Below are 25,385 nucleotides of genomic sequence, written 5' to 3'. Positions count from 1 at the left end.
AAGCCTCCTAAATTATATAGATAATTCTTTTGCTAAGTCATAAATACGAGTGTTGAATTTATGGCTTTCATTATTGAAAATTTCATCAAATGGTGTTGCTGTAAGTTGGTTATTTTGTATACCTACACCGAATCCTGTTTGACCTTGCATTAACAATTCTATAGCATAACCGCCTAATCTTGAAGCAAGTACTCGATCTACACCAGATGGACTACCACCACGTTGGATGTGACCAAGAACAGATACACGTGCATCAACATTGATATATTTAGTTAATTGTTCTGCACATTCATGGCCACTCATACAACCTTCTGCTACCATAACGATAGAATGTTTTTTTCCACGTTTAATACCACTTTCAATTTTTTCAGCAACATCTTTAATATCTGTGTGCTCTTCTGGAACTAAGATTGTTTCAGCACCTACTGACAATCCAGCCCACAGTGCTAAATCACCACAATCACGTCCCATTACTTCTACAACAAAAGTTCTCGCATGACTTGAAGCAGTATCTCTGATTTTATCGACACAGTCAATAATCGTATTTAATGCTGTATCGAAACCAATAGTGAAATCAGTACCATTAATATCATTATCAATTGTTCCAGGGATACCAATTGTTTTTATATCGGTTGTTTCTTCGCTAATACGTTGAGCACCTCTATAACTGCCATCTCCACCGACTACTACAAGTCCTTCAATACCATGCTTGTGTAAGTTCTCAATCCCTTTTTGTCTTACACTCTCATCTTTAAACTGAGGACATCTAGCAGAATATAGAAAAGTTCCTCCTCGTTGAATCGTATCTCCAACACTTCCTAATTCAAGTTTGTGGATATTATCATCAAGTAAACCTTGATAACCCTGATAAACACCAAAAACTTCGATATTATTATAAATTGCTTTTCGTACGACTGCTCTAACAGCAGCATTCATGCCTGGTGAATCTCCACCACTTGTTAATACCGCAATTCTCTTCATAGCGACATACCCTTTCCTAACTATAATAATCTTCATGTATAAATTACCATAATTTTATTATCTATTCCATTAATATTGATAGATTATATATATGTAAACGTTTTAAATTTTTAATTTAATTTATATAAAAAAATGACTAGAAATTTTAATTAAATTTCTAGTCATTCTGTGTTAATTAATAAAGGTACCAATATTTCTAAATTTATTAAATCGATGATTCGCTAAAGCTTGTCCATCTAATTTATTTAATTCATTAAGCTGATGAATAAAAGATTGTTTAATTTGTTTTGCTTGAAAAACGACGTCTCTGTGAGCGCCGCCTTGTGGTTCATTAATAACTTCATCTACCACGTTTAGTTCCAGTAAATCTTTTGCAGTAATTTTCATCGTTTCAGCAGCCATTTTTGCTAAAGAGCTATCTTTCCAAAGTAATGCTGCCGCCCCTTCTGGAGAAATAACAGAATAAGTACTATTTTCAAGCATTAATAATTTATTAGTTATACCAATACCAAGCGCACCACCGCTTCCACCTTCACCGATTACAACACCAATCACAGGTACTTTAAGAGAAGCCATCTCAATTAAATTTTTCGCAATTGATTCACTTTGCCCTCGTTCTTCAGCTGCTTTTCCCGGATATGCACCTTTTGTATCAATAAACGTAAAAATAGGACGATTAAATTTTTCAGCTTGTTTCATTAAGCGTAAAGCTTTACGGTAACCTTCAGGATGAGCCATTCCAAAATTACGATAAATATTATCTTTAGTATCTTTCCCTCGTTGCTGACCTATGATAGTTACCGGTTGATTGTTGAGATATCCTATTCCACCAATCATCGCAGGATCATCTCTAAAATTACGATCTCCATGTAATTCAATGAATGAATCAAAGATATATGGAATATAATCAAGTGTTGTAGGTCTTTCTTGAAGTCTTGCAATTTGTACTCGATCCCAAGGTTTTAAATTGGTGTATATTTTTTTTCTTTCTCTTTCCAAAGAGGCTTCTAACAAATCAATTTCATCTTGTAAGTCGACGTCATTTTTTTCTTGAGATTCCTTCAATGAATTAATCTTTTCTTTAATCTCATATAAAGATTTCTCGAAATCAAGCATTCGTCTTCACCTCTTGATGTAGTTTTAAAATTTCAGAAAGTGTTGCTTTCATGTCTTTTCTATGCACAACTTTATCTAATTGACCATGTTCTAATAAAAACTCAGCAGTTTGAAAATCTTCCGGCAATTTTTCGTTAATTGTTTGTTCTATAACTCTACGTCCAGCAAAACCGATTAAAGCCTTAGGTTCGCTTAGGTTAATATCACCCACAGAAGCAAAACTAGCTGATACACCACCAGTAGTAGGATGTGTTAAATAAGAAACATATAATAATCCAGCATCAGAATGTCGTTTTAATGATACACTTGTTTTTCCCATTTGCATTAATGAAATAATACCTTCTTGCATTCTGGCACCACCACTTGCAGAAAATAATACAAATGGTAACCGATGTTCAGTACAATAATCAACGATTCTACAGATTTTTTCCCCTACGACTGAACCCATACTTCCCATTCTAAATCGTGAGTCCATAACTGCAATGCCATATTTCACGCTATCTAATTCTGCTGTACCAGTTACGATGGCTTCATTTAAACCCGTTTTCTTTTGATCTTTTTCCACCTTTTCTTGATAACCAGGAAAATCTAAAGGATTAGAAGATGTCATTTCTTTATCGAATTCTTTGAACGAATTTTCATCTGAAATAGCTTCTATTCTTTTGTATGCAGGAAGTGCGATATGATGATCACAATTAAAGCATACATTTAAATTTTCAGTTAGTTCTTTTGTATACATTATTTTTTTACAATTAGGACATTTAGTCATGATACCCGCTGGTACGTCATTTTGTTTAGAATCCGGTACCGTTAAATATTTCTTTTTTTTACTACTTCTATTAAAAAAATCTTTAAACATGCGTAAACCTCCGCATAACTCACTCAATAATTTCGTTATTTTAAATAGTTACTTTTAAATTCGCTTACTTTATTTTAAATCTGTTAACTTCATTGTTTTATCATATACGTCATGGAAATCTACTTCAATACATGCAACACCTAATTCCATAGCAGATTGTGTTAAATCTTGTGTCGCTGATGGTGTCACTCTTTAATCGAAAGGAGTAGATTCAATATCTAAAACAACTCTAAAAACACCTAGATAAGCTAATATCTTATTAATTTGATTTCGAAAATAAGGTCGTCTCGTTCCTACTACTTTAGCACTACTTCCTTGATTCTTCATAGCTTTCTTTACACGATTCTACTGCCTCTATAGAGTATGCTAAACTTAGCTCTTCTATATTGGTTACTTTAACATAAGGTGTAGTTTTTAATTTACCTTGATTCTCTTTATGCATTTGTAATGCATCGTCTCTTAAAAACATTTAATCAATCTCTAATTGATTTATAATTAAATTACTTTTGAAAAGAAGGATTTTTGTAACAATTAAGTTCAATTTTAAAAACCATTTTTATATGCTACATGTTATTAAATCAAGAGATAAAAAAATCAATAAAATTATTAATTCTTCTTTATTTATAACCATCAACTAACTATATCATAATTTTTTTGCATATAAAAGTTATATAATTCTGATGTCACTTGGCTTGAACATCTTTATAAACCTTTCGACTTGTTCCATTTCTTTTTGTAAAAATCCTAAAGATTGAGTTTGTTGTTGCATTTCATTAAATAAAACTACTTCTAAATCGTTATGTGTAGTCTGATCTATTAAAAATGATTTAATATCTTCTAATTGATTGACGTTTCTAATCACTATTTGTTTGGCTTGAGATAATTTGTTATTTTCAAAGTCGTTAATTGTATCCATATTTTGAATGATAATTTGTCTCTTTTGATTTCGTTCTTCAAATTTGCCATGAACGACTAGAATATCATTTTGTTGTTGACTCATTGTCTCATATTGTTTGTACTTATCTGGAAACAAAACACCATCAATAGTGGTTCTACCATCATCTAGAACTAAGAACGCCATATGTTGTCCAGTTTTTGTTCTTATTTGCTTAAATTGATTAACCTGAACAAGTATAGGTTGATAATCTAAACTATTCTTAATCGTAAAAATACCTAAATATTGTTTGATATAAAATAATTTTTCAACTGGATGGTTAGAAATATAAAATCCTAAGTATTCTTTTTCATAATCACTAATGATTTGATCACTGAATTCCTCTTTATCTTCATAGGCTTGCTTCGGTGTTAACATATTAAATAAAAATTCATCTTGTTCAACATTCGAAACTTGATCAATAACTTCGTCAATTGTAGATAATAGTGTTGATCTAGTTTTACCAAATGAATCAAATGCGCCCACACATATTAATGCTTCTAATAATTTTCTAGTTTTAATTCTTTTAGGAATTCTTCTGGTGAAATCAAAAAAGTCTTTATACAATCCATTTTCAATTCGTTCGTCTACTATAGATTTGACGCTTTGATATCCGACACCTTTTATTGCGCCCAACGATAAATAAATATTTTTTTCTGTCGCTTTGTAAAACCAATGACTTTTATTAATATCTGGAGGTAAAATATTTAAACTTTGAGTTTTAGCTTCTTCTATTATTATTGCCGTTTTTGTTTCATTACCTATAACATTACTAAGAATATTCGCGTAGAAATAATTAGGATAATGCACTTTTAAATAAGCCATGATATACGCAATTTTAGAATAACTCACCGCATGAGCTCTAGGAAAACCATAATCCGCAAATTTTAATATTAGTTCGAAAATACGTTCACTAATTGATGCATCATAATTATTACTTACAGCCCCTTCAATAAAGTGTTGACGTTCACTTTCTAGGATAGCTCTATTTTTTTTACTCATTGCACGTCTTAATATATCTGCTTGACCATAACTAAAATTAGCGAATTGACTAGCAATTTGCATGATTTGTTCTTGATAAATAATGACGCCATATGTCTTCTTTAAAATAGGCTCCAAATCAGGATGTAAGTATTTAATGTCACTTTGACGATGTCTTCTTGATATGTATGTAGGTATTTCTTGCATTGGACCGGGTCTATACAATGATGTTACAGCAACGATATCTTCAAAGTGTTCAGGCTGTAATTCCATCAATACTTTTCTAACACCTTCTGATTCTAATTGAAATATACCTGTAGTGTTTCCTAGAGACAATAATTTAAATACTTTTTGATCATTAAAAGGGATTCGTTCTATATCGATATCAATATTTAAATCTTTTTTTACTTGAGTGATAATTTGATGAATAATTGATAAATTTCTAAGACCAAGAAAATCAATTTTTAATAAACCTAATCGTTCTGCTTCAGTCATTGTCCATTGAGTCAATATACCTGTATCCCCCATTGTTAAAGGAGCAAAATGATACAATGGTTTATCATTAATAATTATTCCTGCAGCATGGGTAGATGTATGACGTGGTAAGCCTTCTAGTTTTTTACTAATTTCAAACCATTTTTCATGACGATAACTTTTATGAACAAATGCTTTAAATTTTTCATTTTGATAGGCTTCTTCTAGTGTAATACCTAATTGATGTGGGATTAAATTCGATATTTCATTTAACGTTTTTTCGTCAAAACCAATAATACGGCCTACATCTCTCGCTACAGCTCTTGCTAATAGGTGACCAAAAGTGACGATACCTGATACGTGATATTGACCATACTTTTCTTGTACGTACTGAATCACTTTTTCTCTTCTTGTATCCTCAAAATCGATATCAATGTCTGGCATAGTGACACGTTCTGGATTTAAAAAGCGCTCGAATAATAAATCAAATTTAATTGGATCAATAGTTGTGATACCTAATAAGTAACTGACTAAAGATCCTGCAGATGAACCACGTCCAGGTCCAACCATCACGTCATGCGTTTTAGCAAAATGTATTAAATCGCTCACTATCAAAAAATAATCTTCGAATCCCATATTCGTTATTATTGAATATTCATGATGTAATCGGTCAATATATCGCTGATCTTTATCTAATTTAAATTCTTTAAGACTATATTTTAACTTTTCTAAAAGATAGGATTTAGTACTTTGTTGATTAGGGGTTTTAAAGTTAGGCAATAGATTTTGATGATATTGAATTTCTGCGTTACACTCATCAGCTAAAGCCTTTGTATTAGCTATTATTTTTTCAGACAATTGAAATGCTTTAATATTTTCACTAGTTGGAAAATATTCATGAGCATCCTTAATATCATTTACTAAATCCAATTTTGTATTGTTTTTTATTGCTTTTAATGCAGGTATTGTATCTGCATCTTCAGGATTTAAATATCTTGCATTATTAAGAAAGACAATTTTATCGTCTGAAAAATCTAATTGACTTGTGTGATTTATGAATACTGACTCATTATTCTTTAGTGTTTGAATTAACGATTGATGAGACGCATGAGCATCTTTAAAAACAATAGCAAGATGATAACTATATTTTTGTAGCCATTTTAGGGGTATCGTAGTCTTTTGTTTCATATTTATTGCAGAAGAAAGTTGATACAGAGCATGGAGACCTTCATTATTCTTTGCGAATAATACTGTTTCAATTGTGCTAATTTCATCAGAAACCATTACAGTCATTCCAAATATTGGCTTAATTCCCTCTTTAACACATGCGTCATAAAACTTAGGGAAGCCATATAATACGTTCGTATCAGTAATTGCAAGTGCTTGATATCTATTTTCTTTTGCCTTTGATACAACATCGTTAATTTTTAAACTTGAATATAATAAATCATATGTTGAATGAATATTCAAATGTACAAACATATATGACTTCCTTTCGTAATTTATAGTTTTTGGCGTAAGGCTTCACCTAAAGTCTCAAATTGTTCCCAATTTTCAACAGAGACTCCAGATGCATTTGGATGTCCTCCACCGCCAAATTGATTAGCTATATCATTAATAGTAATTCCTTTAGAACGTAATCGACATCTAATTTGATCACCTTCATCAACACCAAACATCCATATTTTTAGACCTTTGATATCCGCTACGGTATTAACAAACTGAGATGCTTCGTTAGGTGCAATTTGAAATTGGTTTAGGACGTCTTTAGTAATCTTTATTTGGCAATATTGATGATCTTCACTTAATTGGAAATTTTGTAAAATATATCCTTGGAATGGCATAAGTTTTGGATCTTTCTCACCCAATTGATTTAATATCTCATTATGATTAAATGGAAATTCTAGCAAACGACTAGCAACCTTCATAGTATGTGGTGTGGTATTACTAAATAAAAAACGACCTGTGTCTCCGACAATTCCTAAATATAGAACACGTGCGACAGATTCATCGATAATATTAATATCATTAAAATGTGTAATAAAATCAAAAATGATTTCGCTTGTTGAACTTGCATTAGTATCTACATAATTTATTCTGCCATATTGATCAGTAGCAGGATGGTGATCAATTTTAATTAAATCTTTGCCTTGATTAAATCTTTGATCATCGATACGAGGTGCATTTGCTGTGTCACAAACAATCACTAGAGCGTTTTGATACATATCATCTCTAACTCTGTCTAAATCCCCTATAAATGCTAAAGAAGATTCTGGTTGCCCAACTGCATAAATAGACTTTTCTGGAAATTTACGTTGCAAATAATATTTTAAGCCTAACTGTGAACCATATGCATCTGGATCAGGACGAACGTGTCTATGAATAATAACAGTTTCATATTTATCAATTTCATTCATTATTTTATTAAAAATTTCTACCATTTCTTTTCTCCTTTAATTTCAAAAACTATTTTAAACACCTTCAAACATTTGACATATAATCATTGCATTTGCAACTTTCTCATTTTTACAAGTCATAGTGACCTCTAATTTAGCAAAATTTCTTCCTACATCTAACATGTTATACTTTACATCAAGCGTACTTTCAATTGCGACATTTTTAATATAAATGATATTCAAGCTTTCAATCATAACATCTACTTTTTTATACTTACGCAATTCATGTTTAATTGTTTCTTCAATAATTGCGACACATATTGCTTTACTCAACGTACCATATTGGTTGGTTAAAACTGGTGAAATTTTAACTGAAGTCTCATTATGATTTATTGAGATATGTTTGGCAATTTGATCGATAATGGTTTCTCCAATTTGAGGTTGTCTTCCAATTAATTGCATTGCTTTTAACACATCATTTCGTGTAATAACACCTATTGCTTTTTTATTTCTTGTTGTGACAGGTAAAATTTCAATTCCATCCCAAATCATTATATGAGCACAACTCGCTACTGTAGTTGTTAATTCAACATTGATAGGTCGTCTTGTCATGACTTTATTAATCTTATCATCTTCGTTCATATGAATAATTTCTTTACTCGTTACAATTCCCACAAGTTTCCAATCTTTATTTACTACTGGAAAACGAGAATGTCCTGTGACTTTTGCACGAGAAATATAGTCTTCTAAACCCATATCATCGAACACTACCGTCATATCATTGATAGGTTTTACGATATCTTCAACAATAAGTATCTCTTTTCTTATCATTTGATTATACATGGCTCTATTAATGATATTAGCTACTAAAAATGTATCATAATTTGAAGAAATAATAGGTAACTCTTGTTTATTTGCATAATCAATAATATTTTGAGCTGTACTAAATCCACCGGTAATAAGTATACCGCTTCCTCTTTTTAATGCTTCCATCTGAACTTCAGGACGGTTACCTACAATCAATAACGTTTGATTTCCAATATACTTTACTACATCTTTTAGTTCCATAGCTCCAATTGCAAATTTACTAACAGTTTTATTTAAACCATTTTTTCCACTTATGATGTCACCTTCAATAATATTCACAATTTCTTGAAAAGTAAGATGTTCAATTTGTTCGCGACTCTTTTTATCTATCCGAACTGTACCCACTCTATCGATGGTGGTTACAAAGCCAAGTTGACTAGCATCTTTAATTGCTCTATAAGCAGTCCCTTCAGAAACATTCATTACTTTGGCTATTTTTCTAACTGAAATTTTTTGTCCTATATTTAATGATTCTATATAAGATACAATTTGTTCATGTTTAGTCATTTTCAACCCTCTTCATTTTTAGACAATGTCTAATATATTATAACTTTTTTATTTATAAAAATCGATTTGAATGTGACAAAAGTATCAAAAACTAACATATCGGTATCATTTTGTTTTTAATGTATAAAAATGAAGTTAATTTAAATAATAAAAATATAAATTTGATGGAAATATTAAATCACTAATTATATAATTAAATATAAGGAGGGATGACCTATGTATAAAAACATATTACTAGGTGTAGATACTCAATTAAAAAATGACAAAGCATTGAAAGAAATTTCAAAATTAGCTGGCCCAGGTACCGTTGTTACAATCATGAATGCGATTGGTGAACAAGACATCCAAGCCTCTATTAAAGGAGGGACTCACATCGAAAAATTGACACATCGTCGTGATCAAGGACTTGAACACACACGTCATACTTTAGATGATTATGGTATTAATTATGATCAAATTATCGTTCGTGGAAATCCAAAAGATGAATTGGTGAAACATGCAAATAGTGGTAAATATGACATTGTCGTATTAAGTAACCGTAAAGCTGAACAACAAAAGAAATTTGTTTTAGGTAGTGTTAGTCATAAAGTTGCTAAACGTGCTACTATCCCTGTTTTAATAGTTAAATAATTTTAATCTTATAAAAAAAGACGGTAAATGCTATATTTACCGTCTTTTCTATATATCATTAAAATGTCACTTCATCACCAGGTTGTAAAATTTGTACTTCTCCTTGAGATACTGCTTCTTTAAATTTCTGTGGATCTTGTTCAATTAATGGGAATGTATTGTAATGAATAGGCACTGAAATTTTAGGTTTAATGAATTCATTTATTGCATAACTTGCATCTTCAATACCCATAGTAAAATTATCACCAATAGGAATAAAACATACATCTACTGGATGACGTTCAGCAATTAATTTCATATCGCTAAATAAACCAGTATCTCCTGCATGGTAAATTGTTTTACCTTCTGCTTCAATGATAACGCCCATTGGCATACCCAAATAAACAGGTATTCCATCTTCATTAGTATAACTTGAACTGTGGAAGGCTTGAACAAATTTTACTGTACCGAAATCAAATTGATATTTACCGCCAATATTCATACCATGTGCGTGTTCAATTCCATGATACGTTGTTAAATAGCCTTGTACTTCTGCAGAACCAATCACTGTAGCATGATTACGATTAGCTAATTCAACTACATCACCAAAATGATCACCATGTCCATGCGTTAAAATAATATAATCCACATCTAATGTCTGCTCATCTAAATCACTTTTATCATTACCAGAAATAAATGGATCAACAATTACTTTTTTGTCATTACTTTCAAAATAAATCGTTGACTGTCCATGAAATGAAAGTTTCATATATAGAACCTCCTATATTTTAATATTATTATTATACCCTGATAATTATATTTATAACTTGAAACACTTTGAATTCATTTCTATTTAGACGTAAAATTAAATTGATTAAACTATAGGAGGATACGTATTATGATTAAAACAGACGAAATTATTGCAACATTAAAAGATAAAAATGCTGATGCAGCATGGATTACTACTCCACTTAATATATTCTACTTCACAGGTTATAGAAGTGAACCTCATGAAAGATTGTTTGCGTTACTTATAACTTCAAATGGTGAATGCACATTATATTGTCCTAAAATGGAAGTTGAAGAAGTTAAGCATTCACCTTTTAATGGAAATATTGTTGGCTATTTAGATACTGAGAGTCCTTTCGATTTAGCACCCCATACATTTGATAAATTATTAATTGAAAGTGAGCATCTCACTGTTAAACGTCAACGAGAACTTACGAATAACTTTAACGTTAAAGCGTATGAAGATATCGATTTAACTATTAAAAAGCTAAGAAATATTAAAGATGAAAATGAAGTTGAAAATATAAAAAAAGCTGCTGAACTTGCAGATAAATGTATAGATATTGGTGTTTCATTTTTATCTGAAGGCGTAACTGAAAGAGAAGTTGTAAATCATATTGAAAATGAAATTAAAAAATATGGCGTTAGTGAAATGAGTTTCGATACAATGGTACTATTTGGTGATCATGCTGCATCTCCACATGGTGTACCTGGAGATCGAACATTAGTTAAGAATGAATATGTATTATTTGATTTAGGTGTAGTCTATAATCAATATTGTAGTGATATGACAAGAACTGTAAAATTTGGTGAACCAAGTAAAGAAGCAAGAACGATTTATGATATTGTATTAAAAGCTGAACAAAGTGCTATTGAAGCAATTAAACCAGGTGTCCCTTTACAAAATATTGATAAAATTGCTAGAGACATTATTTCAGAAGCGGGTTACGGTGATTTCTTCCCTCATCGATTAGGACATGGACTCGGTTTAGAAGAACATGAATATCAAGATGTATCAAGTACAAATACAAATTTACTTGAAGCAGGTATGGTGATTACAATTGAACCTGGCATTTATGTGCCTGATGTCGCTGGCGTCAGAATTGAAGATGATATTTTAGTCACTGATACTGGGTTTGAAGTACTTACACATTATAATAAATAATTTAAAATTAAATCTCTCTTTTATATCAAAAAAGCGGAATAGGCACTCATAACGAATGCTATTCCGCTTTTTATTGAATTAATTTAGATTATTCTTTTAATGCATCTTCAATAGATGTATAAGTTAAATCAAAAGCTTCTGCAACACCTTTATTAGTTACATAACCTTTATACGTATTTAAACCTAATGACAGAGGTTGATTTGCTTTAAATGCCTCTTTATAACCTTTATTAGCAAGTAACTGTGCATAAGGTAAAGTCGCATTATTAAGAGCAATAGTAGACGTACGTGGAACTGCACCAGGCATATTCGCTACTGCATAATGTACAACACCATGTTTAACATAAGTTGGATCATCATGTGTCGTGATTTTATCAGTAGTTTCAAAGATCCCACCTTGGTCAATAGCAATGTCGACTACTACTGAACCGTCTTTCATTTGTTTAATCATATCTTCAGTAACTAAACTTGGCGCTTTCGCTCCAGGAATTAATACTGCACCAATAACTAAGTCACTTTCTTTAACTGCATTTTCAATATTAAGTGGATTAGACATTATTGTATTAACACGACCGTCAAACAAATCTTCTAATTCCGCTAAACGTTTAGGATTTACATCTAAAATAGTTACATCTGCACCTAATCCTAAAGCAATTTTAGCAGCATTTGTACCTGCTTGACCGCCACCAATAATAGTAACTTTGCCTTTTGGTACACCTGGCACGCCACCAAGTAAAATACCCATTCCACCGTTAATTTTTTGTAAGAATTCTGCACCAATTTGAGCTGACATACGTCCTGCAACTTCACTCATTGGTGTTAATAAAGGTAAAGAACGATCTGGTAATTGAACTGTTTCGTAGGCAATACTTACTACTTTATTATCAACTAATGCTTGAGTAAGTTTTTCTTCATTAGCAAGATGTAAGTATGTGAATAAGATAAGACCTTCTCTGAAATATTTATATTCTTCTTCTAATGGTTCTTTTACTTTAATCACCATGTCTACATCCCAAGTTGTTTTTGCATCATTAACTATTTCTGCACCAGCCTGTTTATAATCTTCGTCTTCAAAATATGAACCAGAACCTGCGTTTGTTTCAACAAGTACTGTATGTCCTTGTTCAACTAATGCATGTATACCACTTGGTGATAAACCTACTCTATTCTCATTATTTTTTATTTCTTTTGGAATACCGATTTTCATTCCATCCACCTCCACTTCTTATGGTAACGCTAAAGTAATGAAAGCGCAATCACCAAAGATACACAATGTCCACATAATTGTTGAATTATAAATATTAAATATTCAGAAATTTATGTTAAAATTGAATTAAGAAAAGTTAAGGGGGACTTAAGATGTTAACTTATAAAAACATTTTAATCGCAGTTGATGGTTCACATGAAGCAGAATGGGCTTTCAACAAAGCTGTAGACGTTGCTAAACGTAATGATGCTCAATTAACTATTGTTAATATTATCGATTCAAGAACTTACTCTTCTTATGAAGTGTACGATGCTCAATTCACGGAAAAATCTAAAGGTTTTTCTGATGAACTTTTAAAAGGCTATAAGGAAGTTGCTTCACGTGCAGGTGTTACAAATGTAGAAACTCGTTTAGAATTTGGATCACCTAAAGCGATTATACCTAAAAAGTTAGCAAATGAATTAGGTGTCGATTTAATAATGTGTGGTACTTCAGGATTAAATGCAGTAGAACGATTTATCGTTGGTTCTGTTTCAGAAGCAATCGTTCGTCATGCACCATGTGATGTACTTGTCGTGCGTACTGAAGAAATTCCAGAAGATTTCCAACCTGAAGTTGCAACTCCTGAATTTAGAAAACAATTTTCTTAATAAAGTAATGTATGTAAATAAAGAGGTCTGAGACAATTCCTTATGTCTCAGACCTCTTTAATATGTTAGAGATACAACATTAGAGTGGGACAACAAATTCAACATGACTTTTGTTCTATTCCCCTGTTATATTCTAAAAAACGATGAGATAAGTTTAATCTCATCGTTTTTTTAATATATCTTATAATTCACCGAATTTTACTGTGTCTCTTGCAATCATGACTTCTTCATTAGTTGGAACAACAATTACTTTAACTGGAGAGTGTGGGTAATTTATGAAAGCTTCTTCACCGTGAGTAGATTCATTTTTCTTAGGATCCCAATAAACACCCATAAACTCTAAGCCTTCTAAAATTTTAGCACGTATTGGTGATGAATTTTCACCGACACCTGCTGTGAAGACAATAACATCAACGCCATGCATTCTAGCAGCATAAGAACCAATGTATTTGTGAATTCTAGAAGCAAAAATATCTAAAGCAAGTTCAGCTCGTTCATCGCCATTGGCAGCTTCACCTAATAAATCACGTAAATCACTTGAAGTACCAGAGATACCTAATAATCCAGATTCTTTGTTTAAAACTGTTAAAACTTCATCAGCAGTTTTACCTGTTTTTTCCATAATAAATGGAATTAAAGCTGGATCAATATCTCCTGAACGTGTACCCATTGTTACACCTGCTAATGGAGTGAAGCCCATTGATGTATCGATAGATTTCCCACCATCAATTGCAGCAATTGACGCACCATTACCAATATGACAAGAAATAATACGTAATTCTTCAATAGGTTTTTCTAAAATATCAGCCGCACGACGTGATACATATTTATGGCTTGTACCATGGAAACCGTATTTACGAATACCAAAATCTTCGTAATAGTTATATGGTAAACTATACAAATAAGAACTTTCTGGCATAGTTTGATGGAATGAAGTATCAAAAACTACAACATGTGGAATATTAGGTAATAACTTTCTAAAGGCACGAACTCCCATTAAGTTTGCAGGATTATGTAATGGCGCTAATTCACTTAATGACTCAATTTTTTCTTCTACTTCATCAGTGACTAAAGCAGATTTAGGGAATAATTCTCCACCATGAACAACACGATGCCCTGTACCAGCAATATCATTAATATCATTAATAATACCATGTTTTTTGAAGCTATCTAACATGATATTAATTGCCTCTTCATGATCTTTAATATCTTTAACTCTTTTTACTTTTTCACCATTTACTTCAATAGTAAATATTGAATCTTTAATACCAATACGCTCAATTAAGCCCTTTGTAACTAATTCTTCTTCAGGCATTCTGATAAGTTGGAACTTTAAAGAAGAACTTCCCGCATTAATCGCTAAAACTAATTTAGACATGATTCATTGTCCTCCAATTTATATATTAAATATCCATATCTATTTAACCACTAATACAGAAGTAATTCAAGAATATCACAGTTTATTTTTGTGAATGATTTGCGTCCATCCACTCATTTAATTCGTTAATAAAACCATGGAATTGATTAGGATTTTTAAAATCCGGAATATTAGCTAATAACACTTCTACAGGCTTAGTTTCATTTGCTTTTTTCTTTTGTAGTATTAAAATTGATTTACGTGCATTTTCATTTTTAAACAATGTTTTAGGAAGGTTTAAAAATGCTTGCATTTCAGTTTCTGTAGTAATAAAATTTTGTAACTGTTTCACATGTTCATCTTCAAAAATATTACTAGGTACTACTAAAAAAGCATAGCCACTTTGTTTTAAAGCATAGACGGCTTGTTCGATAAGTAAAAAGTGTGAATAACTATGGCCTTCTTCAAATCCAAGTTTCATTTCTTTACTACGTTCATCTAAAGGATAATATCCAATAGGAAAATCTCCAACAACCACATCAGCTTCCTCCAATGGTAATGGCATAATCGCATCTTGAGGATACACATCAAATGGTATTTCTAAAAAATTCGCTAGATGCACACTAACTCTCGATAAAACAGGATCTACTTCAATTAAGTGATGCATAACTTCGCTATCTTTTAATACTTCATTCACTGTAGCGCTTAAATGACCAGCTCCACTTGCAATATCAACAATCTGTAATTCTTTATTATTTTCTATAAATTTTTGTACTAAAAAACCTAAAATTAAGCCAATAGAATCTGGTGTAATTTGATGATTTGCCTGAATATTTTCTTCTTGTAATAAGCTTAAGTAAGCAAATTGAAATGCTTTTCGACGATCTTGAAGCGTTGCTTGTTCTAATAGAGTACGTTGATTACGATATACATCTTCCATTGCTAAACCTAAATTTTCTATAAAGCTTTGACCATTTTCTTCATTTAACGACTTAGCTTTATCATCTAAAGTTCGGAATAATCTTTCCATAATAGTTTGTTCTTCTGCCATATTCAATTCCTTTCCAATAAAAAAATGTCCATAATGCAAATGTCTTAAAACGAAATCATTCATTTTAAAATACATATGGACAATATTAGTATTATATCTTTAATTTAATCATTTAATAGTGACTTAAATATTACGATAAGCTTCTAAAGCAGCCTCGAAATTTGGAAAATCAGTACCTTCTTGAACTAACTCTTTATAAACTACATGATTGTTTTCATCTAATACGAAAACAGAACGCGCTAATAATCTCATTTCTTTCATAACAACACCATAATGCTCACCAAATGATAAATCTTTATGGTCACTTAACGTAATTACATTTTCTAGACCATTTGATGCACACCATCTTTTTTGAGCGAAAGGTAAATCCGCTGAAATTGTAAGTACTACACCATTTTCTTGAGAAGCTTCTTCATTAAATTTGCGAGTTTGTTGATCACATACGCCAGTATCAATAGAAGGAACAACACTAATCAATTTCTTTTGCCCTTTAAAATTATCTAAAGTAACTTCATTTAAACTATTATCCAAAACTTTAAAATTAGGAGCCACATCTCCTTTTGAAACCTCAGTTCCTTCTAAATGTATAGGGTTATTTTTAAAAGTAATTTCTGTCATATTATATGACCTCCCATTAGTTATTTAAATTATAGTTTAATGATACGATAGTATTTAAACTTATTTCAATCATTTAAAACACTAACTACTATTTTAATTTGAAATGATTTGCATGATATAATCAAAGGTATTTTTTAAAATGAGTAAAATGGTAACTATTATAAATAAAATTTTGACATATCCTACACCTTTTTTGATTGCAAAATGTGCACCAGTATACGACCCAATCACCATACTGACTGCCATAATTAATCCATATGCTATATTTACTTGACCAAGAATAATAAATAATGTTAATGCACCAACGTTTGAAGCAAAGTTTAATACTTTTGCATTTCCAGCTGCACTTAAAAAATCAAATCCAAACATTAATAATACAAATAACATAAATGATCCAGTACCACCGCCTAAGAATCCGTCATAAAATCCAATTAAAAGCAGGAGTGATATAAAGGCAATCGCTTTACTAATAGTAAATTTAGAGAACGTTCTGACATTACCCCATTCTTTCTTAAAAATGGTGTAAATTAAAACAAGTGTCAATATGACTATAACGAGTGGTTTCAAAACCTCTGATGGTAAGAAAGTAGCTAAACTTGCTCCACCAACTGCAAATATAAATACAAACGGAAATAGTCTAAATACTATTTTTTTATCAACATTTCCAGATTTTAAAAATTTGATTGCACTCGTTAAGGAGCCAAACGCACTTGCTAATTTGTTTGTACCTAATGCTAATGATGGCGGCATTCCTATAGCTAAGAGTGCAGGAATTGATATTAAGCCACCGCCACCTACAACAGCATCTATAAATGCTGCCAAGAAACCAAAACTAATAATAATGAAAATAATATGAAAACTTAGTTCTATAACGCCCACCCCTTATTAAATTACTTTAATACTTTCATATTAAAATAATTCATCAATGAGTGCATCAGTACTTTTATCTTTTTCAGTTTTATAATCTTTATTAATCTCTATTGTTTCTACATTGTCTGCTGCTTCTTGAACAAGATCATCAAAGTTAAACACACTTTCATATTTAACAACTTTATCAAAATCTGGTTCAGTTACAGGGTTTTTAGGGGTAAAAATCGTACAGCAATCCTCATAAGGCTGTATTGAAACTTCAAATGTTCCTATTTCTTTTGCTTTTTTAATAATATCTTCTTTATCTAAAGAAATAAGTGGTCTTAAAATAGGAGTAGATGTAACATCATTGATTGCGTACATGCTCTTTAATGTTTGACTAGCTACTTGACCTAAATTTTCACCATTTACGATAGCGTTCGCTCCAATACGTTCTAAGATAATATCTGTCACTCGTAACATCATGCGTCTAGTAGTAGTCATGGTATATCGTGGATGCACAGACTTATTGATTTGTTTTTGAAGTGCTGTGAAAGGAACAATATGTAATTTAATGGGTCCTACACGTTCAGATAGTATGCGTGTCAATTCAATCACTTTATCTTTCGCTTTTTCACTTGTAAATGGTGGACTGTGAAAATGAATAGCTTCTATTTTTACGCCACGTTTCATCATTTCCATACCAGCTACTGGTGAATCAATCCCACCTGATAACTGAAGAAGTGTTTTACCACCTGTACCTGTAGGTAATCCGCCAGCACCATCGATAACTTTAGTATAGATATATACGCCTTCTTTACGTACTTCCACTTTAATATTATGTGTCGGACGTTTAACATCTACTTTTAAATGATCAACTGATTTTAAAATGACACCACCTAGTTCTCTTTGTAGTTGATACGTATCTAATGAAAATGATTTATCTACACGTTTTACATCAATTTTAAAAGTATCTCCATGTGCAAAGTCTTTAGCTAACGAAACACAAAGTTGTTTTATATCTTCAAGATTTTGTGTTGTTTTAAATACTGGACTAATAGATTTTATGCCAAATATCTTTGTTAAACGATTCATGACTTCATTTACATTTGCTTCCTCAAAAAGCGAGATAAACATGCGATCTCTCTCGCATTTAACTCGTGTACCTTCTAATGAACGTAATGACTGAATCACATTTTCTTTTAATACATTTGTGAATCTTTTTCTATTTGTTCCTTTTAACGTAAGTTCTCCATATCTTACCAAAATATGATCATATTTCATTTATTTCAACAACTCCTTTATTTGAGCATAGATTAATTTAAATTTATCTTTAAATTGTTCGATATCTTTTTCTGTTGTAGTTTCACCCATGGATAAGCGAACGCTTCCCTCTATTCTGTTGTCCTCGATGTCCATTGCTAACAAAACTTCATTTAATTTTTCTCTTTTAGACGAACATGCACTTGTAGTCGACACCATAATATCCAATTTTGAGAACGCATTAACAAGCACTTCTCCTTTTACTCCTGGAAAAGCAATATTTAAAATATGCGGAGCACTATTTTCTGGAGAATTAATATACACTCCTTTATATTGACTTAAACTTTCTCTAATTACTTTATTATAACGTGATAGACGATGATTAAGCTCATTTAAATTTTGAATTGCAATTTCCATTGCTTTCACAAGTGAAACATTCATTGCTAAATTTACAGTACCACTTCTAATTCCATATTCTTGACCACCGCCAAATACTGTCGGTTCAATTTTTTCCTTATTATCGATAATTAATATGCCTTGACCTTTTAAACCATTAAATTTATGACCACTAAAACTTACACTATTTACATTCTCTAATTGCATTGGAATTTTCCCTAAAGCCTGAACGCCATCTACGTGAAAATGTGCCTTAGGATATTGTTTTAATAATGAGTCAATTTCTTTTATCGGTTGTATTTGTCCCATAACATTATTGACATACATACATGTTACTAAGCCCACATTATCCGTCATTAATTGTTCTAAATGATTAATATCTATTTGACCATTTGGAGTCACATTCACATATTTCAATATAAATCCTTGTGTTTCTAAATAACGCATCACTTCTAATACTGATGGATGCTCTAATACTGAGGTAATGATTACATTCGCAAACTGTTTTTTTCTTAATGCAATACCTTTGAGTGCAATATTATTAGACTCAGTGGCACCACTTGTGAAAATGACATCAGTATTATTATTGAGGTTTAACATCTCTTTTACACGCGACTTAGCCTGTAATAATATTTTTTCTGATTGTAAACCCATTTGATGAGGACTATTAGCATTATAATAAGCTTTCTCACTTACTTTTAGAAATGAATCTAAAACCGCTTGGTTCGGTTTTGTTGTGGCAGCATTATCTAAATAAATCATATATAGAACACTCACTTTCATCAATAACATATCTAAAACATATTTTAGATTTCTCGACTTAAAAATAGACACTCAAGCATTATACTATTTTTTTAAAAAAATAAAAGAGAACAACCTAGAAATATGTGGATGTCTAGGTCATTCTCTAACTATAAAAATGTATTATCCTTTAATCACTTCATTTTCAATATGTTTTGTTATACCAGGTTCTACACTTTCAAGTGCTTGCTCTGATACTTCAATTGAGCGCTTATAACGGTTATTTTTAAATAAACGTTCTGCTTCGTTTAAACTTTTATCTACACTATGATGATCTTTACGATATCTGTTTCCATATTGAATTAATCGTTCTGCATAGACTGCATTGACTAATATATCATTCGCTTCATCTTCAAAAGTATTCATTTGAATTACAATTTTTGAAACTTTATCTTTAAGTTGTTTAACATGAAGCGGACGTTCGTTAAATTGTTCGCTGACCGCTCTTACTTCATGGTCGATTTCATTTTTCATAATAACAAATCGCTCTGGAACACTTGTTAGGTTTGAAGCAAGAAGTCGACGATAAATCTCTTCTTTTTTCGATTGAATTTTTAATAGATTATCTTCAGCCTCAGCTTCATCTTCTCTAAGTTGAATCAGATGATTTTGTAATTTTTCTTGTTCTTCATTAATCACTTTTACATGTTCATCTAAGTATTCTAAATTATCTTTTACTTCACTGTATCTCACAGCAGATTTAGACATTTCTTTTAGAATATCATCATATACTACAACTAGATTTTGAATTTCATTTTCATGTTGTCTAATACTATGAACATCACTTTCATTAATGAAATAGTTTTCTCGTATATAGTCGATTTCTGTTCTAAGCGTATAGTTCATTTCTCTCGCTTTGAATAATTCATTTGTAATATCTTCTTTTGTTTCTTCAACTTCATTTTTAGCTTTTACTTCATGCTCAATTAAATCATACATTTCATCAAGCTTATCATTAATTTGTTGCAATTTATCATTAGCTTCCTGTAATTCAAGACGACTAATCATAGGTTCTACAAAATTTAATTCAGTTTTTAAGCTTTGTAATGTTCCATCAATTTTTACATGATCCAAGTCATAACCATTTACTTTTAAATCTCTACAACCATATTTTAAATCTTGGAATTGTCCTGGTAACTCTTTTTGAGTTTCTCTAATTAAATCTGGAATTTCATCCATATATCCTTTTGTTTCATTAATAGAGTCATTTAATCCATTAATATGATTATGAGCTTGTACATAGTTACCTTCTTCTTTCAGCATGTCATACTGATCAAGTTCTGGTTCAAAAGCCTCAATACGTTTTTCAAGAGGAGCTGCCGCTTCTCCAAATTGATGTCTATTTGCTAAAACATCTCTTTTCATTTCACGATAATCTATTTTACATTTTTCATAGATTGCTTCGTTATCTTTATGTAGAGAAAGAATTTCATTTACTTCATCTACTTGTGACTGATAACCAGCTTCATATCTATCCATTAATTCATGAGCGTCATCAATTTCAGTTTGAGCTCCTGCAAATTGGAATTTATCAAGTTGAAGCTCAGCGTCATGAATTTTTTCTTCTACTGGTGCTAAATAGTTATTAGTGTGATCTAATGTATCTTGTTTTAACGCGTCGTATTTTGTTCTCGTTTCACCTTTAAGGTTTAAAGCTGATAACTTTTCTAAATTATCTTCAAAAGGTAACTGTTGAACTTTTAATTTACGTTCTTCTGCTTGCTCAACCATTTTACGTTTGTTAGAACGTAAATAAAACATAATACCGACAGCAATCAATATAATAATAATAATTGCTAATATAATGTATAAAACCATCTCATTCTCCTCCTATATTATCATTATTATAACGTATCTTATCCCGTCATTAAAATAAAATTCAAAGAATTGATTGAAAAAATTTTTACATTTATACTAATAATCAAAATATTACATAGAGAGGTTTTTATATGACGACAACTAAAGAAACAAATTACAACTTATTAGGTAAACAACTTGCAAGTCTTATTGAAGATGAAACAAATCTAATTGCAATTTTAAGTAATACTTCAGCTTTACTCAATGACAACTTAGATCAAATCAATTGGGTAGGATTTTATTTAATTGAAAATAATGAACTTATTTTAGGTCCTTTCCAAGGGCATCCTGCTTGCGTGCATATCTCTATAGGAAAAGGTGTATGTGGAACTGCTGTTGCAAATAACCAAACACAACTTGTCGATGATGTAAATACATTTCCTGGTCACATCGCTTGCGATGCTAATAGTAAATCTGAAATTGTCGTTCCAATTCATGTTGATAATGAAATAATCGGCGTGTTAGATATAGATGCGCCTATTACACAACGATTTAGTAAAGGCGATCAACAAGGACTTGAAGAGATAGTTTCTATCTTAGAACACCAATTATCAAAATAATAAATTTAAATGATTCCTTGACACTTTAAAAAATAATGGTACAATGAATTTTGTGTGAATTAACGAAAATAGCAGTTGTATATTATTAAGCTCTATGTTGTTCCCGATGTGGACGTGTCATGTAACTGTAGCTATAAGGTGAAGACACATAAAACAATATATCTTAATGAGCATACAACACTCTTTTTTGTTTATTCATTCCAACAAAAAAGAAAAAGGAGGAGTCTTATTATGGCTCGTTTCAGAGGTTCTAACTGGAAAAAATCTCGTCGTTTAGGTATCTCATTAAGTGGTACTGGTAAAGAATTAGAAAAACGTCCTTACGCACCAGGACAACATGGTCCAAACCAACGTAAAAAATTATCAGAATATGGTTTACAATTACGTGAAAAACAAAAATTACGTTATTTATATGGAATGACTGAAAGACAATTCCGTAACACATTTGATATTGCTGGTAAACAACACGGTGTACACGGTGAAAACTTCATGATTTTATTAGCTAGCCGTTTAGATGCAGTAGTTTACTCATTAGGTTTAGCACGTACACGTCGTCAAGCTCGTCAATTAGTTGGCCATGGTCACATTGAAGTTGATGGTAAACGTGTTGACATCCCATCATACACTTTAAAACCTGGTCAAGTTATCTCAGTTCGTGAAAAATCACAAAACTTAGATATCATTAAAGAATCTGTTGAAATCAACAATTTCGTACCAGAATATTTAGATTTCGATGCTGACAGCTTAAAAGGTACTTTCGTTCGCTTACCAGAACGTAGTGAATTACCAGCTGAAATTAATGAACAATTAATCGTTGAGTACTACTCAAGATAAGTTGATTAATATTCTACCACCCTTTCCATTTTGGTCAGGGTGGTTTTTTATTTATAATTTAAATATATCATCTGGTATATCTGAGATAATTCCATCTACTCCTAAATGAATCAATTTTTTCACATCTTTCATGTTATTTACTGTATAAGGTATTACTTTAAGATGATGTTCATGAGCACGCTTGATAAATTTTTTATTTATTAATTTATAGTTAGGATTTATAAATTGTGCAAAAGAAGCTATATTTTCAAAATCAGGTTGTTTGTACCAGTATTGCTTTTTACTTATTAAAACACCCAGTGCATATTTCTTTGTGTATTCAGACATTCTTTTAACACTTTCCACATCAAATGACTGAATAATGACTCTATGAGAGGGAATTTGAAATTTATCGAGTTCCTCAAGTAACGCTTTTTCAATGCCAGGATACTGTTCTGGTTTTTTTATTTCAATAAGTAATGTTTTAGAGTAATTTTTAAATAAAGAAAGTACTTCGCTAAAAGTAGAAATACGAGTATTTTTAAAAGTTTCACCATGTCTGATTCCAAAATCAAATTGTTTTAATTCTTCTAAAGTAAAATCTTTTACTTTACCCTTTTGATTCGATGTGCGGTCAATGGAATCGTCATGAATGACTACTAATTGTTTATCTTTTGTAAAATGTACATCAATTTCTAACATATCAATATGTTGCATAAGGGCTGCTTTAAAACCTTCTACCGTATTTTCAGGATATTTCTGCGATAATCCACGGTGTGCAACGATTTGAAATGATGTATTAGGCTTTTGTATTTTCATTTTTAAATACCATCCTTTAAATTAATTATATGTTCAACTACACTTAAATTACCATAATGATATAGGAGGTCAATAATAATGGTTAAACACGATTTTGTAGTTCATACGTCATGGCGTGGAGGTCGTGAAGAAATCGGTAAAGTTAATGGCGATGTAATTTCTGAGCAAATTTCTATTCCCTCTTCACTTGGTGGTAATGGAACTGGGACAAATCCCGATGAAATGTTAGTTGCAGCAGCCTCATCATGTTATATTATCTCTTTAGCTGCTACACTTGAAAGAGCTAAATTTACTAATATTCATTTAGAAATTAAGTCAATTGGAAGCGCAGTGTTTGAAAATGGAAAATTTAAAATGGAAAAAATCACTCATTATCCAACAATATCTCTTACAGAAGAAGAAAAAACGCATCTTAATAAACGACTTCCTAAACTATTAGATATTGCTGATCATCATTGTATGATATCTAACTCAATTCGAAACAACGTTAAAATAGAAATTCAAGCAACCATTCAAGATTAGAACTAAAAGCGGTCGATTTAACTGCCGCTTTTTATTTTAGACTTTTAAATTTTCAGAATATTTGGTAAAATTAAAAAATCTTATATCAGGAGGAAGATTTACGATGTATTATTATGAACCCTTATTATTAACACCTGGACCAACCCCTGTACCTGATGAAATCACACATGCACTTAATTTATCAATGGTAGGCCATCGTTCTTCAGATTTTGAAGCTATCGCAGAAGAAGCATTTAATCATTTAAAACCTATTTTTGGAACTAAAAATAAAGTAATGATTCTTACTTCAAGTGGTACTAGCGTCTTAGAAGCTAGTATGTTAAATATAGTCAATCCCGAGGATCATTTTGTAGTCATTGTATCAGGTGCATTTGGCAATCGTTTTAAACAAATTGCTGAAACATATTATAAGAATGTACATGTTTATGATGTTGAATGGGGAAAAGCGGTCGATATTGAAGCATTTGAAACATATTTACATTCACTTAAACATGATATTACTGCTGTATTCACCCAATTTTGCGAGACTTCTACTGCTGTACTTCACCCTATACACAAATTAGGAAAAGTGATTAAAGCATTCAATCAAGACATTTACTTCGTTGTCGATGGCGTAAGTTGTATTGGTGCCGTTGATGTCGATTTAGAAAGAGACAATATTGATGTACTCGTGTCAGGTAGCCAGAAAGCTTTAATGTTACCGCCTGGCCTATCTTTTGTTGCTTATAATCATCGTGCACAAGAGCGATTTAAAGCAGTTAAAACACCACGTTTTTATTTAAATTTAAATAAGTACTTTGATTCTATTGAACAAAATTCTACTCCATTCACACCAAATGTTGGATTATTTAGAGCGGTTAACGCTTATGCTGCACTTATTAAAAAAGAAGGATTTAACAATACCATTCACAGACATTACTTGATTAGAGATGGTTTAAGAGAAA

23 protein-coding genes and 1 pseudogene are annotated in these 25,385 nt (G+C 31.2%); 7 read left to right on the top strand and 17 right to left on the bottom strand.

Annotation, left to right across the window (positions count from 1 at the left end; all coding sequences use genetic code 11):
• Window positions 1-12: 12 nt before the first annotated feature.
• The 7 genes and pseudogenes from pfkA to HMPREF2561_RS04075 form a co-directional block, all read right to left on the bottom strand.
• Window positions 13-981 carry a 6-phosphofructokinase gene (gene pfkA / locus HMPREF2561_RS04100; RefSeq protein ID WP_070468386.1) on the bottom strand — a complete coding sequence of 323 codons (969 nt, stop codon included), beginning with the start codon at window positions 979-981 and terminating at the stop codon, window positions 13-15.
• Between the two features lie 171 nt (window positions 982-1,152).
• Window positions 1,153-2,097: an acetyl-CoA carboxylase carboxyltransferase subunit alpha gene (locus tag HMPREF2561_RS04095; protein ID WP_017176125.1), complete on the bottom strand. Its 945-nt coding sequence runs from the start codon at window positions 2,095-2,097 to the stop codon at window positions 1,153-1,155.
• Window positions 2,090-2,956, bottom strand: coding sequence for an acetyl-CoA carboxylase, carboxyltransferase subunit beta (gene accD, locus HMPREF2561_RS04090; protein WP_017176124.1), 867 nt, complete (start codon window positions 2,954-2,956; stop codon window positions 2,090-2,092). Before accD ends, HMPREF2561_RS04095 begins: the two co-directional genes overlap by 8 nt.
• A gap of 310 nt (window positions 2,957-3,266) precedes the next feature.
• Window positions 3,267-3,425, bottom strand: a pseudogene (locus tag HMPREF2561_RS10855) (NAD-dependent malic enzyme); the annotation flags it as partial.
• A gap of 198 nt (window positions 3,426-3,623) precedes the next feature.
• Window positions 3,624-6,827 (bottom strand): DNA polymerase III subunit alpha, encoded by a 3,204-nt coding sequence (locus HMPREF2561_RS04085; protein WP_070468384.1) that lies wholly within the window; start codon window positions 6,825-6,827, stop codon window positions 3,624-3,626.
• A gap of 20 nt (window positions 6,828-6,847) precedes the next feature.
• Window positions 6,848-7,786, bottom strand: a complete 939-nt coding sequence (locus tag HMPREF2561_RS04080; RefSeq protein ID WP_048761533.1) for a DHH family phosphoesterase — start codon at window positions 7,784-7,786, stop codon at window positions 6,848-6,850.
• A gap of 30 nt (window positions 7,787-7,816) precedes the next feature.
• Entirely contained in the window at window positions 7,817-9,115 is a 1,299-nt protein-coding gene (locus tag HMPREF2561_RS04075) for a DRTGG domain-containing protein (RefSeq protein ID WP_070468382.1), read from the bottom strand.
• A 216-nt stretch (window positions 9,116-9,331) separates the two neighbouring features.
• Between HMPREF2561_RS04075 and HMPREF2561_RS04070 the strand changes: the two genes are divergently transcribed.
• Window positions 9,332-9,745 carry a universal stress protein gene (locus HMPREF2561_RS04070; protein WP_048679566.1) on the top strand — a complete coding sequence of 138 codons (414 nt, stop codon included), beginning with the start codon at window positions 9,332-9,334 and terminating at the stop codon, window positions 9,743-9,745.
• Window positions 9,746-9,803: 58 nt separating this feature from the next.
• Here HMPREF2561_RS04070 and HMPREF2561_RS04065 read toward each other — a convergent pair whose 3' ends face one another.
• Window positions 9,804-10,493, bottom strand: a complete 690-nt coding sequence (locus tag HMPREF2561_RS04065) for a metal-dependent hydrolase (RefSeq protein ID WP_048679563.1) — start codon at window positions 10,491-10,493, stop codon at window positions 9,804-9,806.
• A gap of 129 nt (window positions 10,494-10,622) precedes the next feature.
• Here HMPREF2561_RS04065 and HMPREF2561_RS04060 point away from each other — a divergent pair, with 129 nt between their 5' ends.
• Window positions 10,623-11,678, top strand: coding sequence for a M24 family metallopeptidase (locus HMPREF2561_RS04060; RefSeq protein ID WP_070468380.1), 1,056 nt, complete (start codon window positions 10,623-10,625; stop codon window positions 11,676-11,678).
• A gap of 88 nt (window positions 11,679-11,766) precedes the next feature.
• Here HMPREF2561_RS04060 and ald read toward each other — a convergent pair whose 3' ends face one another.
• On the bottom strand, window positions 11,767-12,885 hold the full coding sequence (ald, locus tag HMPREF2561_RS04055) for an alanine dehydrogenase (protein WP_049379582.1): 1,119 nt from the start codon (window positions 12,883-12,885) through the stop codon (window positions 11,767-11,769).
• 152 nt (window positions 12,886-13,037) lie between these two features.
• Between ald and HMPREF2561_RS04050 the strand changes: the two genes are divergently transcribed.
• Window positions 13,038-13,535 (top strand): universal stress protein, encoded by a 498-nt coding sequence (locus tag HMPREF2561_RS04050; RefSeq protein ID WP_048761525.1) that lies wholly within the window; start codon window positions 13,038-13,040, stop codon window positions 13,533-13,535.
• A 181-nt stretch (window positions 13,536-13,716) separates the two neighbouring features.
• Here the strand turns inward: HMPREF2561_RS04050 and HMPREF2561_RS04045 are convergent, their stop codons facing one another.
• The 7 genes from HMPREF2561_RS04045 to ezrA form a co-directional block, all read right to left on the bottom strand.
• Window positions 13,717-14,913 carry an acetate kinase gene (locus HMPREF2561_RS04045; protein WP_019835453.1) on the bottom strand — a complete coding sequence of 399 codons (1,197 nt, stop codon included), beginning with the start codon at window positions 14,911-14,913 and terminating at the stop codon, window positions 13,717-13,719.
• An 82-nt stretch (window positions 14,914-14,995) separates the two neighbouring features.
• Window positions 14,996-15,943: a class I SAM-dependent methyltransferase gene (locus HMPREF2561_RS04040; RefSeq protein ID WP_019835454.1), complete on the bottom strand. Its 948-nt coding sequence runs from the start codon at window positions 15,941-15,943 to the stop codon at window positions 14,996-14,998.
• Between the two features lie 123 nt (window positions 15,944-16,066).
• Window positions 16,067-16,561: a thiol peroxidase gene (tpx, locus tag HMPREF2561_RS04035; RefSeq protein WP_002448307.1), complete on the bottom strand. Its 495-nt coding sequence runs from the start codon at window positions 16,559-16,561 to the stop codon at window positions 16,067-16,069.
• Between the two features lie 93 nt (window positions 16,562-16,654).
• On the bottom strand, window positions 16,655-17,440 hold the full coding sequence (locus tag HMPREF2561_RS04030) for a sulfite exporter TauE/SafE family protein (RefSeq protein ID WP_019835455.1): 786 nt from the start codon (window positions 17,438-17,440) through the stop codon (window positions 16,655-16,657).
• 30 nt (window positions 17,441-17,470) lie between these two features.
• Window positions 17,471-18,694: a tRNA uracil 4-sulfurtransferase ThiI gene (gene thiI / locus HMPREF2561_RS04025; RefSeq protein WP_019835456.1), complete on the bottom strand. Its 1,224-nt coding sequence runs from the start codon at window positions 18,692-18,694 to the stop codon at window positions 17,471-17,473.
• Window positions 18,695-19,831 carry a cysteine desulfurase family protein gene (locus HMPREF2561_RS04020; protein ID WP_070468378.1) on the bottom strand — a complete coding sequence of 379 codons (1,137 nt, stop codon included), beginning with the start codon at window positions 19,829-19,831 and terminating at the stop codon, window positions 18,695-18,697. It lies immediately after the preceding gene.
• A 162-nt stretch (window positions 19,832-19,993) separates the two neighbouring features.
• Complete coding sequence (gene ezrA / locus HMPREF2561_RS04015; RefSeq protein WP_048761515.1) at window positions 19,994-21,688, bottom strand: septation ring formation regulator EzrA; 1,695 nt, start codon at window positions 21,686-21,688, stop codon at window positions 19,994-19,996.
• A gap of 131 nt (window positions 21,689-21,819) precedes the next feature.
• On the opposite strand from ezrA, the gene HMPREF2561_RS04010 reads away from it, so the two are divergent.
• Both HMPREF2561_RS04010 and rpsD read left to right on the top strand, forming a co-directional pair.
• Complete coding sequence (locus HMPREF2561_RS04010) at window positions 21,820-22,287, top strand: GAF domain-containing protein (protein ID WP_019835459.1); 468 nt, start codon at window positions 21,820-21,822, stop codon at window positions 22,285-22,287.
• A gap of 231 nt (window positions 22,288-22,518) precedes the next feature.
• Complete coding sequence (rpsD, locus tag HMPREF2561_RS04005; protein ID WP_017176109.1) at window positions 22,519-23,121, top strand: 30S ribosomal protein S4; 603 nt, start codon at window positions 22,519-22,521, stop codon at window positions 23,119-23,121.
• Window positions 23,122-23,172: 51 nt separating this feature from the next.
• Here the strand turns inward: rpsD and HMPREF2561_RS04000 are convergent, their stop codons facing one another.
• Window positions 23,173-23,919 carry a glycerophosphodiester phosphodiesterase gene (locus tag HMPREF2561_RS04000; RefSeq protein ID WP_017176108.1) on the bottom strand — a complete coding sequence of 249 codons (747 nt, stop codon included), beginning with the start codon at window positions 23,917-23,919 and terminating at the stop codon, window positions 23,173-23,175.
• A gap of 78 nt (window positions 23,920-23,997) precedes the next feature.
• On the opposite strand from HMPREF2561_RS04000, the gene HMPREF2561_RS03995 reads away from it, so the two are divergent.
• A complete protein-coding gene (locus HMPREF2561_RS03995) occupies window positions 23,998-24,441 on the top strand; it encodes an OsmC family protein (RefSeq protein WP_017176107.1) in 444 nt (147 codons plus the stop codon).
• A 103-nt stretch (window positions 24,442-24,544) separates the two neighbouring features.
• On the top strand, window positions 24,545-25,385 hold an 841-nt coding region (locus HMPREF2561_RS03990), incomplete at its 3' end, for a pyridoxal-phosphate-dependent aminotransferase family protein (protein WP_070468376.1).

It is taken from the genome of Staphylococcus sp. HMSC069E10 (assembly GCF_001809205.1).
GTDB classification, from domain to species: Bacteria; Bacillota; Bacilli; order Staphylococcales; family Staphylococcaceae; genus Staphylococcus; species Staphylococcus hominis.
Note: the sequence above shows the minus strand (reverse complement) of the source record. Positions and strands in the feature narration are given on the sequence as shown.

Excerpts from the sequence above, each read along its gene's own strand:
- pfkA (WP_070468386.1), bottom strand. The coding sequence starts at position 981 with ATGAAGAGAATTGCGGTATTAACAAGTGGTGGAGATTCACCAGGCATG.
- HMPREF2561_RS04095 (WP_017176125.1), bottom strand. The coding sequence starts at position 2,097 with ATGCTTGATTTCGAGAAATCTTTATATGAGATTAAAGAAAAGATTAAT.
- accD (WP_017176124.1), bottom strand. The coding sequence starts at position 2,956 with ATGTTTAAAGATTTTTTTAATAGAAGTAGTAAAAAAAAGAAATATTTA.
- HMPREF2561_RS04085 (WP_070468384.1), bottom strand. The coding sequence starts at position 6,827 with ATGTTTGTACATTTGAATATTCATTCAACATATGATTTATTATATTCA.
- HMPREF2561_RS04080 (WP_048761533.1), bottom strand. The coding sequence starts at position 7,786 with ATGGTAGAAATTTTTAATAAAATAATGAATGAAATTGATAAATATGAA.
- HMPREF2561_RS04075 (WP_070468382.1), bottom strand. The coding sequence starts at position 9,115 with ATGACTAAACATGAACAAATTGTATCTTATATAGAATCATTAAATATA.
- HMPREF2561_RS04070 (WP_048679566.1), top strand. The coding sequence starts at position 9,332 with ATGTATAAAAACATATTACTAGGTGTAGATACTCAATTAAAAAATGAC.
- HMPREF2561_RS04065 (WP_048679563.1), bottom strand. The coding sequence starts at position 10,493 with ATGAAACTTTCATTTCATGGACAGTCAACGATTTATTTTGAAAGTAAT.
- HMPREF2561_RS04060 (WP_070468380.1), top strand. The coding sequence starts at position 10,623 with ATGATTAAAACAGACGAAATTATTGCAACATTAAAAGATAAAAATGCT.
- ald (WP_049379582.1), bottom strand. The coding sequence starts at position 12,885 with ATGAAAATCGGTATTCCAAAAGAAATAAAAAATAATGAGAATAGAGTA.
- HMPREF2561_RS04050 (WP_048761525.1), top strand. The coding sequence starts at position 13,038 with ATGTTAACTTATAAAAACATTTTAATCGCAGTTGATGGTTCACATGAA.
- HMPREF2561_RS04045 (WP_019835453.1), bottom strand. The coding sequence starts at position 14,913 with ATGTCTAAATTAGTTTTAGCGATTAATGCGGGAAGTTCTTCTTTAAAG.
- HMPREF2561_RS04040 (WP_019835454.1), bottom strand. The coding sequence starts at position 15,943 with ATGGCAGAAGAACAAACTATTATGGAAAGATTATTCCGAACTTTAGAT.
- tpx (WP_002448307.1), bottom strand. The coding sequence starts at position 16,561 with ATGACAGAAATTACTTTTAAAAATAACCCTATACATTTAGAAGGAACT.
- thiI (WP_019835456.1), bottom strand. The coding sequence starts at position 18,694 with ATGAAATATGATCATATTTTGGTAAGATATGGAGAACTTACGTTAAAA.
- HMPREF2561_RS04020 (WP_070468378.1), bottom strand. The coding sequence starts at position 19,831 with ATGATTTATTTAGATAATGCTGCCACAACAAAACCGAACCAAGCGGTT.
- ezrA (WP_048761515.1), bottom strand. The coding sequence starts at position 21,688 with ATGGTTTTATACATTATATTAGCAATTATTATTATTATATTGATTGCT.
- HMPREF2561_RS04010 (WP_019835459.1), top strand. The coding sequence starts at position 21,820 with ATGACGACAACTAAAGAAACAAATTACAACTTATTAGGTAAACAACTT.
- rpsD (WP_017176109.1), top strand. The coding sequence starts at position 22,519 with ATGGCTCGTTTCAGAGGTTCTAACTGGAAAAAATCTCGTCGTTTAGGT.
- HMPREF2561_RS04000 (WP_017176108.1), bottom strand. The coding sequence starts at position 23,919 with ATGAAAATACAAAAGCCTAATACATCATTTCAAATCGTTGCACACCGT.
- HMPREF2561_RS03995 (WP_017176107.1), top strand. The coding sequence starts at position 23,998 with ATGGTTAAACACGATTTTGTAGTTCATACGTCATGGCGTGGAGGTCGT.